The organism is Fannyhessea sp. C0108B2 (genome assembly GCF_056583915.1).
The window spans coordinates 106067-124978 of the sequence record NZ_JBWPJQ010000005.1 but is presented as its reverse complement, the minus strand read 5'-3'; the positions used below and the strand labels follow the sequence as shown (position 1 = coordinate 124978).

The window sequence follows — 18912 nt, the reverse complement described above, 5'->3', positions numbered from 1 at the left end:
TCCAAGCAAGGGTGGTGTAACCGGAGACCCAGTCGACGTGACCGTAACTGGTGAAACACCAGCAGCTAAGCCAGCTGTTAGCGAGCAGAAAGCTGAAAACAAGACTGGTAAAGACAAGACAACCGTGAGCGGTAAAACCACTCCAGGCGCAACAGTCACTATCAGCAAGGACGGTCAAAAAGTTACCGAAGTAACCGCTGGAGACGACGGAAACTTCACTGTCGATATTGATAAGCAAGACCCGAACACCAAGCTCACGCTCACTCCAAGCAAGGGTGGTGTAACCGGAGACCCAGTCGACGTGACCGTAACTGGTGAAACACCAGCAGCTAAGCCAGCTGCTCCAACCGTCACACCTCAAAACAATGGTTCTGTTGAGGTAACACCAGCAGACGGTACTGATACTTTGGAAATCACGTATACGCCAGAAGGGGACACCAACGAGAAGACCATTACTGTTAAGAAAGACAAAGATGGAAACTGGACTGGTACAACTCCAGAGGGTGTAACCGTTGATAAAACGAGCGGTAAAGTCACTATTCCAGCAAACAAAGTCAAAGACGGCAGTGATGTAAAAGCTAAAGATAAGAAGGGTTACGACACTTCCGACGAAACCACTGGTAAAGCCAGAAACGATGGTAACGTATCCACTGGTGCTGCAGGTTTCGACGCATCTACTAAGCCCGGCAACAAGGTTCCTGCAAAGCATTTCTCCCAATTAGTACAGACTGGTGACGAAGTGGGACAAGCAGGATTGATCAGCGCAATGATTGGTGCACTGGGAGCTGTAACAGCATTCTTCTCTCGCAAGAGGAATCGCAAGTAAAAAGTTTACCTACTAAATTAAACAAAAGTAAACTAATACTTGAAGATAATTAGGAAAAGGAGCTGAGTCACAAACCCAGCTCCTTTTCTATATCGCTGCTCACTTACACATACAAGCTCTTGTATTGTGATTCAAAACATATCTTATAGTACAGATGAAGTAGATCAGTTCTTTGCAAAGGAATATGGTGCATGAGTACAACTACCGGTTCTTACTTATTACGCAACTTACCAACTTGCGTAAATTCCTTATCCCCAACACACATCTTCTTATCGGTGAACTTTACTCGCATCATTCTGCTAATAATATGCTCATCCGTTATCAGCACAAAAAATTGCTTTTCTTTTTTATTCACCAAGTAATACTGTTCACTGCCAATGCTCTCTACCGCTTTGCCGAATGCAAACGTATCAAACAAAGGAATATCACCGAACAAAGTAGTAATAAACCCGATAAAATTATCCATAAACTTTTCGGACGAATTTGGAATAAACTTCGTCACCGTGAGCATAATAATTTCAGCGTCTGCATATTCATCGCGAATAATTTGTTCCTTTATCTTGATTTTCTTACGAACGCCCAATTTTGCATTAAGACCATACTTCGCTACATCAATAGGCTTCTTAACGATTGACAAATCAATAGCATTGTCTTTATCCAACAAATAGTCGACAGTAACACCCAGCGCATCCGCAAGCACCTTCAAATTTGCAACATCTGGCAGACCGCGACCGCCTTCCCACTTCGCTACCGCAGCACGCGAAACCATAATCATTTCAGCAAGTTCTTCCTGAGTTAAACCTGCTTCCACGCGCACATTTCTGATTTTTTCTCCTAACAGCATCGTATAACTCCTTTCAGCGGCTATGAGTTTTTGTTCTTAACAATTATTTGTTTTGCTCGTAATGCAATTAATAATCGCACTGCGTAATTACATGCTAACGAGCAACCTATGAATAGAAAAGGAACGAACGAGAACACAAGCGTTACGAATCGTAACATAGTATTTTCTTGGCAAGCGCGTACATAAATATGTGAAAATACCTGTTTCAAAAGAGATATATACAAAACTAACAGAGAGCGTACAAAATCCAAGGCGCACGAGGGAAACACCTGCCTGCTCTTGACGTACAATTTCACATGAATTATATAATGAATAACGGGGGTGCGGACATTTTTTAGACAGCCACACCCGGTCCCCTTCTTTTCTCGATGAGACCTATTCTTCCGATATAGTTTCACTGCAAATGCTGTGTAGAGAAACGCTCTATATTTAGAATATAATCGCACGTGATATTAAGAAATTCCACATCATGCGAAACAATGAAAATAATGCGTTTTTGGTTTTTAAGCGATTGAATGCAGTGCGATATGGCAAGCATGTTTTTATAATCCATGCCACTGGTTGGTTCATCAAAATACATAAGCGCCGCTCCATCAACCATGCTAGTAGCAATAGCAACACGCTGTTTTTGACCCCCAGATAAACTCATGGGATGCATATTTTTGAATTCACGGATGTTAAGTTCCTCTAATATAGAGTCTAGGGAAGCTTCCGATATGTTTTTTTGCGTAAGTGTTAGCTCATGTTCAACTGATTCGCTAAAAAGCTGGCTGTTTACATCTTGCATTACTAGCGATGATAGCGAAATCCTCTTTCGTTTATTGCACTGTTTATCCTGGTAAAACACTGTTTCTTTTGATTGTTTCATAACGCCAATAAGGCTTTTAATAAAGCTTGATTTACCACAACCATTTTTTCCAACAATGCCATAAATATAGTTCGTTTGAAAGGCAAGATTGCTTACATGAAGATTGCATTGCTTTGCAAAGCTTAATGTGAGATTGTCTATACGTAATGTTGGACAATTTTCTATTGTGTATGGTGGCAATTCAGGCAACGAGAGCGCCTCATCAACATTGCTTCGTAGTCCAAGCGCATGCAACTCATCTGTACTCAAGCGAATAAATTCACTTTGTGTATAACAGTGTTTTATTTCTCCCTTTTCAATATGAATAATCCTATCGAGTATTTCGCGTAGGTAATACAAGCGATGCTCAGCAATAAGCAACGTAATACCCTGTTCTTTTAAACGCCGAAGCATATGAGCAAGTATTTCAATATAGGTATGGTCTAAATTTGATGTAGGCTCATCAAGCAGTATAAGTTTGCAACCTGCAATATAGGAGCTTGCCAGGCATAAAATTTGTTTTTCGCCACCTGAAAGTTCAAAAATGCTTCTGTTAAGCAAGTGGGCAATCGGAAACAAGGAAAGTACGTCTTGCAAGCGCTTTTGCATGTCCTGTTTAGGTACGCCGGTGTTTTCCAGGAAAAACAGCAGCTCTTGTGTTGTATCGACGTTGAAAAAATGAGTTTTGGGATTTTGAAATACTGATGATACAAGCATTGCAATTTCATATATTTGCTTTTGAGTAAGCTCGTCGCCATCAAGGGTGATGGTGCCTTCGATGCGCGCATTATCGTAGCGCGTGCCTAATCCGTTTATGGCATTTATGATGCTCGATTTGCCGCTTCCGCTTTCGCCTGTCAAAACAACGCATTCACCTGGCGATACGTTAAGGTTGATAGCATGAACCACCTGGTTTTCATCGTAAAACACGCTTAGATTGTGCAGTGTAAGCATGCAATTCCTCCTGCAATTAGTGCCGCAACAATGCCCATATACAAAAAATCAACAACGCGAAAGCGAACGGTGGTGTAGCGCGTTTTGGTGCCGGGGTTGGATATGGCTTTGCACTCTGCGGCTTTGGTAATGTCGTCGGCAAGATTGCACGACACAATCATCAGCGGCACGAATACGTATTCTAAATAGCGTGCTGGGTGGCGTTTAGAAATGTTACGAATGCGCATCGCGGTGGTAATGGCGGCGCTTTCTTCTTTGAACGCCGGGAAAAAGCGAAACATCACCGCCAGGGGAATTGAGACGCATTGCGGTACTTTCAGCAGGTAAAGCGAGGACAGGATGGCGCTTACGCTTGAGCCTTTCACCAGGAACTTTCCTGCTAAATACGGCAACATGAACAATTTTATCACCAAGCCGAAACACAAGAATATCTTCAGCACATCAGGCAGACTCGAAATCGCGTCAAAATTCGGTACAAAACTAAGCAGCGTGTACACAATCAGCGCTTTTAGCACGGTTGCGCGGTAGTCGTTCAGATACAGAAATGCCAGCAGCGTAATAAACAGCGGAATTTCGGTAGGGAGGTGCTTAAAGACGCACAGCCCTGCCAGCACCAGCACCACGCATTTGCTGATGGGGTTCGGGTTGAACGGGTGCGCGTGCGAGTCACAAAATGAACGGATAATGTCTGCAGTTGCTTGCGCGGTGTCGCTCGCAGCTGCTTGCACTGTGTCATCTGTGACTGCTTGCGCGTTCTTCTGCACGTTCGTTTCGCACGACGTGGCGCTGGTGTTGTCGTTCTTGGTTGATATATGCATGTGAACAGGCATTTTTACGCAACAATTCCGGCTTTTACAAAGTGCTTCTTTAAGAGCTTTTTACCGATAAGCGCCCCGATAATCGCACCCACAATTGCTCCGATAGTTACTAAAATCATGCTTTGCCATGTAAGAATTTGAACAAGCTGCGCTATATAAGCATCTCCCATCGGCTTACACAGTTCAAGAAAACGCTCGCGCACAAAAATCATCTGGCTTAATACGCCAGGTAACCACAGCGAATACACTGCATATGCCAGCGTGTTCCAGGTGAAGCTGGAGTAGTTGCCAATTTTACGCAGCGCTTCGGCAAGAAGGGTCGCGATAATGACAATCACCAAAACAACGTACGTGTTGCCCAGCAAGAACGTGAGAGCGGGCGGTATAATGCCAAAAATTGCAAACGCAAACGCTTTTTGTTCTTTTGCCATAAATAGCAGCACCAATGGCCCAGCAATAATGGCGGCAATGGTGGGGTAGATCAAATACAAAATCGGCACAATCCCCATACAGTCGCATGCCATGATAATGACAAGGTAAATCACATCGAAAATACCAATAAGAACTAAATCTTTCAGCATAAGTGAAGAACGCTGATTTGACGTGGTGTTTTGTTGTTTCATACTAATCTCCTTACTTTATGGATAACGCGAACTTATCTGTCGCGTGTGGTACCGTTGTGCCGCGATGCATGGTGCTGTGATGCGTGCAGCTCGCATGGTGCCGCGTGTGGTACCGTGATACGTGGTGCTGTGTTGTGCGCCTCCTCAATACACGAACTCATCTGCTGCCTGTGTTTTCTCGATCAGCTTTTGGTAGCTTGAACTGGAACGAAGCAGCTCGCTATGCGTGCCGCACGCTTCCACGCGGCCGTCTTTCAGCACTACAATGCGCGCTGCGTTCTGAATCGACTTCATGCGGTGCGAAATGATGATGACCGTTTTGTTTTTCATGAGCTCATTCAGGGAGTCTTGAATTTTTCGCTCGTTGTCAACATCTAAGCTCGATGCAATTTCGTCCAAAATCAGAATAGGTGCATTTTTCAAAAACGCGCGCGCAATGGAGATGCGCTGGCGTTCACCGCCCGAAAGCTGCTGGCCATTTTCCCCGATGAGCGTATCAAAACCCTCGGGCAACTTGTCAATAAAGTCGCACTGCGCAAGCTGCGCGGCACGCTTCACTTCTTCATCGCTTGCACCTTCACGCCCAATGCGAATGTTTTCAAGAACGCTTGTGTTGAACAGCACGACATCTTGAAACACAATTGATACGTTGCGATACAAACTTTCAGCCGACGCGTCTTTAATGTTCACACCGCCAATGGAAATGCTGCCCGAATCGAAGTCGTACAGGCGCGCTATCAGGTGCAACAGCGTCGTTTTGCCGCAGCCCGACTCACCCACCAGAGCGCACACGCTGCCTTGCGGCACCGTAAAGCTCACGTCTTTAAGCACCGGTTTGTTGGCATCGTAGGAAAAATTCAGGTGCTCGATGCTCATGTCGAAGCTTGAAAAGTTCACATCGCGCCCGCCGAGCGCTTTTGCGTTACGGATTTCGTTGATGCGTTCCACTGCCGAATTGATGTAGAAAATTTCCATGAAAAATTCCATGTTCGCATCAACCATTTCTTTGATTTTCATGGCAGCAAGCACGTAGCCTATCAGGTACAATATCGAAATTTCTCCCGTTTGCATAAGGAAAATGCCGCCCACAATCGTAAATGCAAGCGAGAAGTGGTCAAAAATTCCCGAGCCCATTATCAGAAACGCCGCATTGCGTTCGCTTTTCCAATGCACGCGCTGCGTATCTTCAAGCCGCGCGTATAAACTGCTTTTGACGTGCTCTGTTAAGTTGAACGCGGTAATTTCTTTCGACATCTCGATGCGCTCTTGAAACGCTTGTGAATTTTCGCGCAGGCGCACGTAATGTTTGTTGAACTGTGCGCGTGCGTAGTTTTTCCCCAGCACAATCAGGCCAAACGACACCAAGGTTGGCACAATAGCAAGCAGCGCCATTTTCCAGTTGCCGATAAGCATCAGTATCGTAATAAGGGGTAAGAACAGGCAAAACCCAAGTACTGTGGGAATTGCGTGGCTGCCTGCGTGCTCGATTGCCGCTACGTCGGCCATAATGCTTTGCGCAAGATCGGCAAGGTCGTGCTTCGAAAAATACGACATCTCAAGCTGCGAGAGCTTCTGCGCAATTTCGATGCGCAAGTTCGCTGCTTCCTTGTAGGTTTCGTTGTATTGCGATTCGTATTCAAAGCTTAGCAAAACGGCCATTACAATAAGTGTGATCAGCGAAAACAGCACGTAGGTAAGCGTGTCGTGCACGTGTTGTAGCAGCAGTTGATCAACCAACAGCAACAGTAACATTGCTGGGCACATCGTTATAACAAATACCAAGAAGCTGAACATGCCTGCCTTCAGAGCACCGTGAACTCCCTGGTCAGTTAGGGCGAAGCTGCGTTTCAGAAACTTATTCATTGCTTACTCTCCATTCGTTCGCCTGAGTATAGAGTGTGTAAAGCCGCTTATACTTTCCGTTTTGCGCGATAAGCTGCGCGTGCGAGCCGCGTTCGACGATTTTCCCCTGCTCAGCAAGCAAAATTTCGTCAACGCCCGTGATGGACGACAAGCGATGCGCAATCATGATCACCGTTTTACCGCGCATCAGCTGCTTGAACGCTTTTTGCAGTTCGTATTCGTTATCGGCGTCAACAGAAGCCGATGCCTCATCCATAATGACGATGGGCGCGTTTTTCAAGATGGCGCGCGCAATAGCAACGCGCTGCGTTTCGCCACCCGACAGGTACACGCCTTTCGTTCCAATAAGCGTATTCTCGCGTTTCTCCAGCTTGTTGATGACGCTATCAAGCCCTGCTGCCGACAGCGCTGCCATTACTTCTTCATGCGATGCGTCGCGCTTAGCACAGTGAACATTGTTGAAAAGCGTGTCATTGAACAGTTTGGCGTCCTGAAACACGAAGGCAATTTCGCGAATAAGCGCCTCTTGCGTGTAGGAGGAAAGTGGTTTTCCGCCAATCAGCACCGCGCCCGAATCAAGCGGGTAGTACGCGCAAATAAGCTTCGCAATGGTCGACTTGCCCGAGCCCGACTCACCTACCAGCGCATATATCTTGTTTTCCTCAAGCGTGAACGACAAATTTTGAAGAACGTGTTTGTCGCCGTAGGAAAATGACACGTCCTTAAACTCGATGGAGTGGTGCGCAAAATACGTTTCGTTTCCAAAATGCATGGATTCATCAGCCATTTGTTTGTACAGCGCTTCAAGCGAATCAACCGCGTAGTTGCCTTGGAACGCAAACATGCCAATGTACATAACGCCCATGAATGCGGCAAACATCACGCCCGACAAGAACAGCACCATTATTAAATCGAGCGCAAGGATAGAAGGGCTTCCCAGTTCAGGTAGGAAAAATACAATCGGGATAACAAGAATTGCCGCCACGCCAAAGAACAGGAACTGATATAAAACGTAACTTTTTTTACAATGCTTCGAATACTGATACGCATAATCGGAGTAGGTTTGAATAAGCGTGAATAGCTTTTTCATCGAACTGATTGATACGCCGAAAATTTTAATGACGGCAATTCCGCGAATATATTCAACTGTTTCCGCAGATAGTTTGTCCAGTGCGTCCTGATATACTTTCATAAATTGGCTGCCGCCCATCATGCTTGCCAGGATGCCTCCCGTAACAAGCGTAAGGATGGTAACGCATAATCCAACACGTATGCTTACCAAGAAACTTACAACAATGATAAAAATGGGCGTCAGGAATGCCTTGGTGGCATCGGGGATGATGTGCGCTACAATCGTGTGCGTCATCGCTGCGTTATCGTCGATAGTTTTACGAATAGTGCCTGATGAATGGGTATCAAAAAATCTGAAGCTTGCCGTGTTCAGCCCTTCAACGCCGCGTTTGCGCAGCGCGGTTTCTAAGCTGAAGCCCACGTGATGCGCTATGAGCGCCGAAATTCCTAGAAATATGCTTCCTGCCAGCAACAACAGCACAATCACGAACGCAAAACTTTGCGCGCGCTGCAGGTTGCTGTCAACGATAAGCGCGTGCAAAAAACGATAGATGGTATAGTATCCGCCCGTAATAAGGACGGACGATGCGCCCGATATAATAACTGCCAGTATGGCTAAGCCTTTAAGCTGGGGAATGTAGGCGAACAGTTTTCGGTAGGTGTTCATAAGCGTTCCTTTCTTGATGGGGAAGGCGTTGTATGGTGCTGCGACCTTGTGTGCGGGTGCGGCGCGTGGGGCTTGCTTTCATCCGCGCGCGCCTCGCGCGAGTGCGGTGCGTTCGCACGTTCGGCTCGCGACGTGTCGTTCCCGGAATCGGTTTGCTTCAGAATGGATAAGAGCATCTCTTTGATGAGTGCCTGATTGCTTTGCACGAGCGCATGTTCCTTCAGCACATTTGCAGAAAGAATAATTGCATTTACAAAAAACGTCATAAACGCAAGCTGATTTGACGTAAGGTTGAATGACGTGGTGTTGATGTGCTGCGTTTCGAACAATTCAAACGTCGTGTGCTCAAGTTGCCTATATACCCCCTCAAGCCGAGAGTTTCTTTTTTTCGCCAACAGCAATTCAACGTAAACGGGCATCAGCTCGTTCGCGTCAATAGCCTTTTTTGCCAATTCTTCGGCAAGAAATTCTATGCTCCACTGTCTGCCGTCTGCTATCGATTGCGCAATAACGTTGTTGCGGTATACGATGCCGTCAAGCATGATGTCATACAGTATGCCGGTTGTATTTTTGTAGTAGTGATACAGACCGCCTTTTGAAAGACCCGTTTCTTTAACCAGATCTTCCATTGTGGCATTGTCAAAGCCCTTTTCCACAAAAATACGTGCTGCTACACGCTTGATTTGCTGTTTTCGCTCATCGAAGCTAAGGCGTTTATTACGAACCATAGGCTGCTCCCTTGCTGGTGGAACGTGTGGTGCGTAGTGCGTGGGTGTTTACATCGACGGTTGCGTCGATATAAACATTATAAGTTAGACATGACTTACTTTCAAGTACTTCTTGGTGCGGGATAAGAGATGCGCGCTTGCGCCTGCAGGCAGAGCGGCAGGCGTGTGCTTCTCTGCGGCAATGCGCCTCGGCGCAGGCAAATGAAAACGGAATTTACACCACTTTTAGGACTTGACCTAAGCCGTGATTCTCTATTCTTTGGTGTCCAAAATAAATTTACAAGCTCGATATTGATAAGCTGTTTTTAAAGTGATATATTTATAACATGTGTTAGAAATATATCACCTTATGTTTTTACACTGGAAGGAGATTAATATGAAGAAAAAAGTATCAATACTAGAAATTGTAGCAACAAAAATTGTCATTGCCTTATTAGTTGCAGGTTACTATTGGATGTGGAGTAGATCCGATTGGATGCCCGAATATCGCCAATATTCAGCTTACTTCGGCGGATTCTTATTCCTTATATTGCTAGCCCATTATCTTAGGATACATAAGTATAAGAAAGAATGTTTTGATGAGTTGGCGATAAAAACACTACACAAATGCGATGCAATATGCCTGAAAGTTCTAACTGTTTTAATGGTAATAGTTGCGTATGCGGGAGGGATTTTAGGGCACGTCAATGCTATGTCAACTGCAATGATGGGCTGGCTAATCATCGGAAGCATTATCGCAATCGCAATGCTTCGTACCATGCTGTTCCTTATCTTGAATTCAAAAGGGGTATAGCTATGGCGTTAATAACAAAACTAAAAGATTACCGAGAAAAAGCAAACTATACACAGTCAGAGCTGGCTGAAATGGTTAATGTCAGAAGAGAAACTATTGTTCATCTAGAAAACGGTAGGTATAATCCGTCTTTGAAACTGGCCATGGATATCGCAAAAATTTTCAAAGTAAAAGTAGAAGATTTATTTGAATTTACTGATGAGTAAGCTATTGGGAAGTCTGTCTAAATTTTGAGTGCACGGAATGGATGCTGGGTGCACCTTTTAACGATAGGAGGGAGCTATCGTTAAAAGGTTTAAGATTGGCTTGATAGCTTGATTCTTGAACATAAAAATAGCCTAGAGAGGATTCCCCCTAGGCTGGATTGTGTAACGTTTCAGACGCTTACAGCCTTTTGACTTTTATGATGTACTTTCTTACCAGCTTCTCGCCATACTCACTAATATCGTGACGCTCACTTTTCAGAAATCTTCCATTTCTCTGATTCGTCTTTTAGCATCTTCTTGACCTGCTTTTTCTATAAGAAGCTTTTGTTTCTTCACTTTAAGATCATCAATCTCGTTGACAGTTTTCGTATATAGTTTCATTACGTGTTGGATACAATGAAACCTTAGCTTTGAACTCTGAAACTTTAGCCTTGAATTCTGAGGGTTATAGGACAAAAAGTGTGTAAATGAGTTATTCTGTTGTATAGGGATAAGGATCGCTGTGATGTAGTTCTGACCACACCACAGCGTTTCCATATGTATCGGGATATATACTTTCGCCTCTATGTGGTCTGAATGCATTTATTAGTGTCTGAAGATCTTTATTCCTAGGCATGCTCTCAAGCATCTCTGCAGGCTCTAGAGGGGCTTCTGTATGCATGTAGCACCACCAAAATACAGCTTTAATACGCCTTAGTTCACTCAATCCTCGATGGTTGCGAAGCATTTCTCTTATAGGGGAATTTACCCCTCCTTCTATTCGATTATTAAATTTGGCAAGCTCTCCTAAACGGGTCAGCCTAAGGTCAAGATAGGAAAATAAGCAGTCCTTTCTTAACGCACTATAAATGGCGCGCTGAGCTTTTCGTATACGAATATGAGTAAATTGATACTTACCATCTATAAAGCTTTTCTCATTAAGAAACCCCTGCCAAACCTTTGACCATTGACAAAGTCTTTCAAACCACCACTGTGCTTGTTGAAGATTGTCAATATGCATAAGCTCATATGCAAGACTAAGAAGCTCTCTACCTGCTTGAAGACGAGGACGAGAAGTTAAATAACGTTTTGTTAGAGTGTACATATGGAATAAGCAGCGCTGGTAAAGTGTGGTTGGCCATATCTTTTTAAGAGCTGTTTGAAAACCTGATCCACCATCAGCCACAACCATATCAGGGGGAGCTATTCTTCTAAGAAGTGCCATATAAGCCACAGTGTTTTCTGATTCTGAAAGATGCCACGATAATACATAATCATCTGTTGTTGCAATAAGAACCACGGTCTTTCTTGATATGTAAATGCCGTCTATATAGATAACTCGATGTATTTCATCTATTAATGGCGGCATAGGCCAAATATCCCAAAACTTCGCCGTCTTCCTTCTAAAAGACCGGCCTTGACCTCGCATATCTCTCTGGAGCTGTTTGCCTAATAACCAGTCTAAAAAGAGTTTTAAATCTCTTGCTTGTAATGCATATCTACGTGATTGCGAACTTCCACACTTAAGGCATCTATACCGCTGCTTTCCAGCCTTTGTCTTGCCATTTTTGACCATCTTGCTACTACAAACAGAACAAATATTGGCACGCATAATCCACCACCTAAAACTAGTAATTTTTTCTCTAATTTAGATGGTTTTACGTGCTTATATGCTGATATTTTTACACACTTTTTGTCCAGGTGAAAAATTCGATTTTTTTGAATTGTTTACAAAAAATCGGCTGTTTACCTGTGCAAACAACCGATTTTATACACACTTTTTGTCCTATAGCTCAATTCTGAAACCTTTTTAGGCATCAAAAAAGACGGTATTACTACCGCCTTAATTATTTACACATAACGTATTTAGATTTAGATTTCTATTTCATAGAAACTTGATCCCGGCTAAGCTCTACAAACTGGGATTTGTTGTAGTTATCTCCCATTTTCTTTAATTCCATATGTAATACACAGGCAAATACTATCTCAATAATACATGCCGCAACAGCAACCGTTGTGCCGTTTAACGCACATCCTAAAATCAAGGAAATCATCGGAATGGAAATTGCAGCAACTGTATATCCCTTTGATTGATACAACCATGAATAGGGAAATAAATGTGCTCCAAACACCATAGCGTATACCATAATCATTTTTTCCGGAACAGCACTAAACACCCACATAACGATTAATAAATAAATCATTTGATTTAAGGTGAAAATGAAGCCTAATTGTCCAAGTGGATTTTGTTTTGAAAAGATATCCACCTTTATAAGTTTACCAATGAGCCAAGCTAGCGGTAATAATGGGCATGAACAGCAAAATACCAATAAATTTTTCATATCCATATTGATATCTAAAATTGACACAAGTATTATCAGAAGCCATATGATCACCGATGCCATGATAAATGGCAATCCTTTTTTCTGCTGTATTGCAATTTCTTTTCTTAATTCATCCACCATTTTCTCCTCCAGAAATTCTAATTTGTCGACACCGCCTTAATCTTATAATATGTCAACCCACAGATGGTGCTCAGTATTCACTCTCGCCATTCTCCTTGCTCGATCCATAAGATCATGGCGAAGGCTTGAAACCGGGATGGCAGGGTGGGAGACTTGATCTGTCTATACAAGCGGGAGGGTCATTTTGCTTTCGCTTCAGCATATCTATCTTTGCCCCACCAATTTGGCAGGAGCTCCTTCAACGTGACAGTCTTCCGCTGTTCAAAGTCCTCCATAATCTCCATTTTTTCATTTTCTTCATTCAATTGATAAAAGAACTCTCTACACGCTCCACAAGGCATACCGCTTCCCGCGCCATAAGGTGCCTTGTCGCGGAATGCGATAAAGCGTTTCACCTTCGTCTGTCCGCTATTCACATACATATTAAGAGCGGCCACGCGTTCTGCGCACAAATTAAGAACCCCACTGCAGCTCTCAATGCAGAAACCCGTGAAAATTTCTCCGTCTTCAGCTTCTATTGCACATACAACATGATGTGCGTAAACGAATGGAGAAACTTCCTTCGGATGAAATTGTGGCTTCGCCTTTTCATACATTGTATCCCAAATATCCATATATTCCTTTTCTCCTAAAATGCCTGAATTTATCGCATAGGCCTTACTATTTGCATATACTACAGTTTCATTATGATCTTTCCTGACGAAAACTATTATCCGAATTAGGCATCTATCTCACAGTCATAACTACCATAACATCTAACTCGGCAACTCAACATAGTGACATCTATTAAGGCAACTCAACTCTCACACTTTTTGGCCGATTACCCTAACTAATCACCGGCTAAACAGGACGGACATTGAGCCTGACTTTAAGATTCATAAAAAGAAGTGACTATTACTGACAGAAATCAGTAATAGTCACCCAACGTGAGATATTCAACTATTGACTTGAACCAAACAAAATTCAATCAGTCTTTCGAAGGACAGTCTTAAGCGAGATCACTGTGACACCAATAACAAAAGAGGTAAAACCAATTCTAATAGCAAGTGTGCCATCCCATATTAAGGCAATCAGCATCGCGATTAAGGCAACCGTCAAGCCGAATGTCGCCACTTCACGGCAAAAACGAACGAGCTCATCCATTATCCTTAACCTCTCCACCAGTGCCAAGCTTCTTTAGCTGCGCATCCGACCGCGTAGAGACAGTGTTATGCTGTCTGTCAAGGATTTTGTCAGTCTTTTCATGGCTTGTCAACCTTTTATGTATAACTTTTAATATGCTGATCATACAAGATAAATTCTATATTGACTGGCCTTTATATATTCTATATTCGTTGTTTACCCGTCTATTTTCAGTACGCTCCCATCAAGAAAAGTAAACTCAACCTTTCCATCGTAACGCACGGTTAGATAGTCAACCATGCTCAGCCAGACGTTTTCATCGAACGCTGTTAACAAGTCCTGCTTTTTCAAATCCTCGATAAAATATTCAACCTCATCACGTCTTGCTTGCTTGTCAACAATGATAGCTTTGACTTCTTTAAGCCTTGTTTCTATGGTATTAAACCTGTTCACTAGACTCGTATATTTTTCTCCTCCATATGATAGAGCACATTCCCTTCTGCATAAATTTCCCACTTCACAGGGTGGGTGCAAAATGGCGAATCGACTTGCATGAGCGATTAAAACATAATTCGCGAATGCACTTCGATTCGCTGAGCTTGCTTTCAACTTTGAGCGAAGCATGTTAACAGCTTTTCGCGCGGTGAAAAGAACAACATCCTGTACACTCGACCCTAGAGCGTTGATATCTTCCTCCATACAGCCAAAACACGCGACAAAAGAATTGCTGCACATACTAAATATTTTTCCCTTTATGACTTGATGACATACATTTCATGCAACGAGCTTTCCAATCATCCTCACGAATTCCGCCAAACATCGGAACAAAAACTCGCCAATCGTCGTAATGAAACTCCGCCAAACATCGGAACAAAAACTCGCCAAGCGTCGTAATGAAACACCGCCAAACATCGGAACAAAAACTCGCCAATCGTCGGAAAATAATGATATAATTCATAATTATCATTCGAAAATATGAGCAGACTTAATTAAGACAGGTGACACGGTTGAAAAAGTACAGGAAAAGAATTGCTGACAATATTTTAAAAAGAAAACTAGAAGGCAAAGGCGCGGTAGTGATTGAAGGGCCGAAGTGGTGCGGGAAAACCACTACTGCAGAACAATTTGCAGCAAGCGTTTTATATATGGATGACCCCGAAAAGAAAGAACAGAATATCACTATGTCGCAGATACGCCCAAAGCGATTACTGAAAGGAGATACCCCAAGATTAATCGACGAATGGCAACTTGCTCCAAAACTTTGGGATGCAATACGATTTGAAGTTGATCATCGCAGTGAGCTTGGCCAATTTATCTTAACTGGTTCTGCTGTCCCTGCAGACACTACAGAAATTACCCACTCTGGTACTGGACGCTTCACGTGGCTAACAATGAGACCAATGAGTTTGTATGAATCTGGTGATTCAACGGGCGAAGTTAGCTTGAAAAACCTTTTTGCAGGAATTAAGAGCATTGAAGGCGATTCAAACTTGAGTATTGACCACCTATCTTTTCTTATATGCCGTGGAGGATGGCCGCAATCAGTGGACATGCGCGATGAGATTGCTTTAGATCAAGCTGTTGATTACTATGATGCTGTTGTACACTCCGACATTAATCGTGCTGATGACGTTCAAAAAGATGCTGAAAAAGTTAAGCGTCTTATGCGTTCATACGCAAGGAATCAAGGAGCACAAGTACCAAATACTGTGCTTTCGCGGGATATTTCTGCTAATGAAGACACGACAATTAGTGAGGAAACTGTTGCGTCGTATGTTAATGCGCTTCGCAAAATATTTGTTATAGAAGATATGCCTGCTTGGAATCCAAATCTAAGATCAAAAACTGCCATTCGTTCATCCAATACGCGTTATTATATCGACCCATCTATCGCTGCGGCAGCTTTGGGAATAGGCCCAAACGACTTGATAAACGACTTAAATACTTTCGGTTTTCTATTCGAAACACTTTGCATCAGAGATCTGCGTATTTTTGCGGATTCTCTAGGCGGTGAGGTTTACCACTACAGAGATAAAGACGGACAGGAATGCGATGCTGTTATTCATTTAAGAAACGGTAAATACGGGCTTATTGAAATTAAACTCGGAGGCGAAAAACTCATTGAAGAAGGCGCAAAAAGCCTTAAAGCAATGAAAGAAAAAATCGACACCGATAAAATGAACAAGCCATCTTTCCTTATGGTTTTAACTGGAACAGGTGATTTTGCGTATTGTCGTAAAGACGGTGTTTACATAGTTCCTATCGGCTGCTTAAAAAACTAAAACGAAGCCTTGCAATTACAACAAACGCTAAACCTTTTTACGTTTACCCCTGTAAACCCCTGCTACACAAGGGCAAAAATGCACCCACCTAATCAGCCGTTGACATCAATACAACACTCTTGCCAAAGATGTGCACCTATAGCAAAAAAGCGGAGATGCCTTCTGGCATCCGCGCTCATCTCTACGATACAAAAATTCATTGTTGATATTTGCGAAGCGACATCTTCAAAGCTCGAACCATATCCAGTGCAACCGATAGCTCTTGGCTTGAACAAGATCGCAAAACTTCTAAGACTTCATCTTCGGTTTCTGTTCTGCTTATAACCGGCTTCTCATAGAGAAGCGAATCCACATGCACCAAAAGCGCCTTTGCTATGTCAGCTGCCACAGGCAGGCTCATCTTCGTGTTACCCGTCTCGATGTGGCTCATGTGCGTTATCGAGATGCCGACCATTTCAGCAAGCTGCTCCTGCGTCAGCTCGGCCGCTTTTCTGAATTTGCGTATTCTTTGACCTATTTTGTAATAATCCACTCTATTCACTGCCTATACAATTCACTTATAAATGTATTGTATAGGCATTTATTAGGAGTTATAATAAACCACATGGGCTATTTGCTGCCTATACAGGTCATATTTCCTTAAAATTGGACGTAGCGACTGATTCATCAAACTCTATAGAAGGAGGAGATTGCATGGGTGAAAGCGTCTACTCATCAACCCCATACCCCGAGGGTCCAAAACTTCTCGATGGGCTCTATGTCGTCAATGGGTATCTACAGGATGCTAGCAAAAAGCTCAACCAGTACTGGGAGCTGGAGCGTAAGTTTCGAGACGAGGTTGTACCAAACCTCATCGAGACGAATACCCTCAGTGGTAAATCCCAGTACGGCCTTTTTGTTGCCGGCATGGCATTCGCCGGAATCGCCGGCCTCATCTGCCTGCTCGGCGGCGATCCGGTAACCTTCATCTTCGCTCTGGCATCCGTCGGCCTTTTCGCGCTTGGAAAGGCAAAGCAAAACAAAATGTTTTTAAAAATTGGAAAGATTTTGCTTGTGGCGCTGCTTTTAACATTTCTCATTAATCTATCCCTCTTTAAAGTCGGCGCCCTCGTTGTGGCATCCATAGGCGCAAAGATAATCCGCGACAAATACAACGCGAAGCAGCAAGCTGATGCTGACGAAGCAAACAGAGCAATAAAAGCTAACAATGAACTGGTAATTCAGCGGCGCAAGGAACTTGCAAACGAGGTCCATGCCATAGTCGCCGAGATGCAGGGTAAGACCGCCTCTTGGTACCCAGCCGACTACTACGCCATCGATTGCTGCTCAGCGTTCATAAAATATGTACAAAACCACGAGGCAGACACCGTCAAGGAAATGGTGAAGACCTACAAGGAGGACAAGTACCGCGAGCAGGTGATAACAGGGCTGTCATCCATCAAGAATGGGGTCGACCAATGCCTGCACAACCAGCAGGAGATGATTGCATTGCAAAAAGCCTCCAACCTCATCCAGATGGGAAATCTTGTGGTCAATCTGGCGAACAACCAAGCCATCAACAGAGGCGCTGACGCCGCCACGAGAGCCGCCTATAATTCTGGAGTCGCTGCCGAAGAACTCAAAAAGCAAAACAGGGGTTCCTTCTAGCAACCAAAATCTACAAAGGAGGTTCTTTATGAATAAACTCACGCAGTGGGTTAAGTCCCACAAACCACATACGGCGGGATTGTCTATCGCAATCATAGCCGTAATTTCACTTTCAGTTGCCGGAGCAACTGGCGTATTCAGCGCAAAACACGATAACACTGCATCTGATAAACCCGCAGCAACTGCAAAGATTCCTGCAAAAACAGAAAAAGCGCCGCTTAAAATCGACGTCACAGCAGATGACAAAGTAACCGAGTCTTCGACTCCTACTATCGTCCACGTACAAAGCACTGACGAGCGCAGTATGCCTGTAGACTTCTACCATGCAGTAGACTCAGGCAAAAAGACCGACACGGTCGAGGTAACACCTGGCGACTACAAAGTCAATGTAACTGGTGTTATCAATAACGACGGTTCTGTCGCAAAACCTGTCGCAGAAAGTAAGGAAATTGCAGTCAGCGTTAAATCCACTGAAAAGAAAGACGTTGATGAAAACAAAACAGATATCAACGTTAAACTTGACAACACAATTCCTGCTGACCAAGTAACAGCAGATGACGTAAAAGAAATCGCTGACACTACCAAGGTAGCAATTGAAAACGGTGATAGCTCACTGAAAGGCAATGCCGGAAAAGCAATCCTTGAAAAGGTAGAAAACAACACGAATGCTAATACGCACCTTTCCGAAGATGCGAAAGCAACTATTACGGAAAGTACTAGCGAGGCTCAAGCCTCTACGGGAACCGAAGCTAAACCTACGGTAGCAGAAACTCCAGCACCTGCAAGCCAATCTTCAGCTTCTACCAGCTCAGCACCTGCTGAAAAGGCGAAAACCTGGGTGCCCGAAAAGGGGCACTGGGAAAACACCACTGAAAAGGTGTGGGTTCCTAATGTCGTTACGGTAACCGACAAACCCGCTTGGAACGAGAGAGTGGCGGACGGCGTATACTTCGTCTACAGCGACGGTACCATTTTCCATAATGTAAACGAACTCGAAGCCTATGATATCAAAATGATAAAAGCCGGTACGCCTGGAAGCTATAGCATCCAAAGAAAATACAAGACCGTTCACCACGACGCAGTGACTCACACTGAAGACCGTGGCTACTACGAAGACAAGGTCACAGGTAGAAAATGGGTCGTCGACGAAGCTGGACATTACGAATAATCCCGCTAT

The 18912-nt window shown here is 43.8% G+C and carries 18 protein-coding genes; 6 read left to right on the top strand and 12 right to left on the bottom strand.

Annotated elements, in window-relative coordinates; genetic code table 11:
* Nucleotides 1–826 (top strand): Ig-like domain-containing protein (locus tag AC1DBT_RS03880; protein ID WP_480018665.1); only part of this gene is annotated, 826 nt, incomplete at its 5' end.
* A gap of 211 nt (nucleotides 827–1037) precedes the next feature.
* Here the strand turns inward: AC1DBT_RS03880 and AC1DBT_RS03875 are convergent.
* From AC1DBT_RS03875 to AC1DBT_RS03845, 7 genes are all read right to left on the bottom strand, one after another.
* On the bottom strand, nucleotides 1038–1670 hold the full coding sequence (locus tag AC1DBT_RS03875; protein ID WP_480018664.1) for a helix-turn-helix domain-containing protein: 633 nt from the start codon (nucleotides 1668–1670) through the stop codon (nucleotides 1038–1040).
* Between the two features lie 394 nt (nucleotides 1671–2064).
* Entirely contained in the window at nucleotides 2065–3471 is a 1407-nt protein-coding gene (locus AC1DBT_RS03870) for an ABC transporter ATP-binding protein (protein WP_480018663.1), read from the bottom strand.
* Nucleotides 3450–4289, bottom strand: a complete 840-nt coding sequence (locus AC1DBT_RS03865; RefSeq protein WP_480018662.1) for an energy-coupling factor transporter transmembrane component T — start codon at nucleotides 4287–4289, stop codon at nucleotides 3450–3452. The genes AC1DBT_RS03870 and AC1DBT_RS03865 overlap by 22 nt, the downstream gene beginning before the upstream one ends.
* 14 nt (nucleotides 4290–4303) lie before the next feature.
* Nucleotides 4304–4912 (bottom strand): MptD family putative ECF transporter S component, encoded by a 609-nt coding sequence (locus AC1DBT_RS03860; RefSeq protein WP_480018661.1) that lies wholly within the window; start codon nucleotides 4910–4912, stop codon nucleotides 4304–4306.
* A gap of 144 nt (nucleotides 4913–5056) precedes the next feature.
* Nucleotides 5057–6775 (bottom strand): ABC transporter ATP-binding protein, encoded by a 1719-nt coding sequence (locus tag AC1DBT_RS03855; protein WP_480018660.1) that lies wholly within the window; start codon nucleotides 6773–6775, stop codon nucleotides 5057–5059.
* Nucleotides 6768–8513, bottom strand: coding sequence for an ABC transporter ATP-binding protein (locus AC1DBT_RS03850; protein WP_480018659.1), 1746 nt, complete (start codon nucleotides 8511–8513; stop codon nucleotides 6768–6770). Before AC1DBT_RS03850 ends, AC1DBT_RS03855 begins: the two co-directional genes overlap by 8 nt.
* Nucleotides 8510–9241, bottom strand: a complete 732-nt coding sequence (locus AC1DBT_RS03845; protein WP_480018658.1) for a TetR/AcrR family transcriptional regulator — start codon at nucleotides 9239–9241, stop codon at nucleotides 8510–8512. Before AC1DBT_RS03845 ends, AC1DBT_RS03850 begins: the two co-directional genes overlap by 4 nt.
* A gap of 376 nt (nucleotides 9242–9617) precedes the next feature.
* Between AC1DBT_RS03845 and AC1DBT_RS03840 the strand changes: the two genes are divergently transcribed.
* Nucleotides 9618–10034 carry a hypothetical protein gene (locus AC1DBT_RS03840; RefSeq protein ID WP_061103118.1) on the top strand — a complete coding sequence of 139 codons (417 nt, stop codon included), beginning with the start codon at nucleotides 9618–9620 and terminating at the stop codon, nucleotides 10032–10034.
* Nucleotides 10035–10036: 2 nt separating this feature from the next.
* Nucleotides 10037–10240, top strand: a complete 204-nt coding sequence (locus AC1DBT_RS03835) for a helix-turn-helix transcriptional regulator (protein ID WP_040327134.1) — start codon at nucleotides 10037–10039, stop codon at nucleotides 10238–10240.
* Nucleotides 10241–10712: 472 nt separating this feature from the next.
* On the opposite strand, the gene AC1DBT_RS03830 is transcribed toward AC1DBT_RS03835, so the two are convergent.
* The 4 genes from AC1DBT_RS03830 to AC1DBT_RS03815 form a co-directional block, all read right to left on the bottom strand.
* Nucleotides 10713–11831, bottom strand: a complete 1119-nt coding sequence (locus AC1DBT_RS03830; RefSeq protein WP_480018657.1) for an IS1249 family transposase — start codon at nucleotides 11829–11831, stop codon at nucleotides 10713–10715.
* A gap of 268 nt (nucleotides 11832–12099) precedes the next feature.
* Nucleotides 12100–12684 carry a DUF7010 family protein gene (locus AC1DBT_RS03825; protein WP_480018656.1) on the bottom strand — a complete coding sequence of 195 codons (585 nt, stop codon included), beginning with the start codon at nucleotides 12682–12684 and terminating at the stop codon, nucleotides 12100–12102.
* 179 nt (nucleotides 12685–12863) lie between these two features.
* Nucleotides 12864–13298 carry a cytidine deaminase family protein gene (locus AC1DBT_RS03820; RefSeq protein WP_480018655.1) on the bottom strand — a complete coding sequence of 145 codons (435 nt, stop codon included), beginning with the start codon at nucleotides 13296–13298 and terminating at the stop codon, nucleotides 12864–12866.
* 724 nt (nucleotides 13299–14022) lie between these two features.
* Entirely contained in the window at nucleotides 14023–14541 is a 519-nt protein-coding gene (locus AC1DBT_RS03815) for a hypothetical protein (protein WP_480018654.1), read from the bottom strand.
* 272 nt (nucleotides 14542–14813) lie between these two features.
* Between AC1DBT_RS03815 and AC1DBT_RS03810 the strand changes: the two genes are divergently transcribed.
* Nucleotides 14814–16088 (top strand): ATP-binding protein, encoded by a 1275-nt coding sequence (locus AC1DBT_RS03810; protein WP_480018653.1) that lies wholly within the window; start codon nucleotides 14814–14816, stop codon nucleotides 16086–16088.
* A gap of 196 nt (nucleotides 16089–16284) precedes the next feature.
* Here AC1DBT_RS03810 and AC1DBT_RS03805 read toward each other — a convergent pair whose 3' ends face one another.
* On the bottom strand, nucleotides 16285–16620 hold the full coding sequence (locus tag AC1DBT_RS03805) for a helix-turn-helix transcriptional regulator (protein ID WP_480018652.1): 336 nt from the start codon (nucleotides 16618–16620) through the stop codon (nucleotides 16285–16287).
* 161 nt (nucleotides 16621–16781) lie between these two features.
* Here AC1DBT_RS03805 and AC1DBT_RS03800 point away from each other — a divergent pair, with 161 nt between their 5' ends.
* Nucleotides 16782–17735, top strand: a complete 954-nt coding sequence (locus tag AC1DBT_RS03800; protein ID WP_480018651.1) for a hypothetical protein — start codon at nucleotides 16782–16784, stop codon at nucleotides 17733–17735.
* Nucleotides 17736–17763: 28 nt separating this feature from the next.
* Complete coding sequence (locus AC1DBT_RS03795; protein WP_480018650.1) at nucleotides 17764–18903, top strand: hypothetical protein; 1140 nt, start codon at nucleotides 17764–17766, stop codon at nucleotides 18901–18903.
* The last annotated feature ends 9 nt before the right edge of the window (nucleotides 18904–18912 follow it).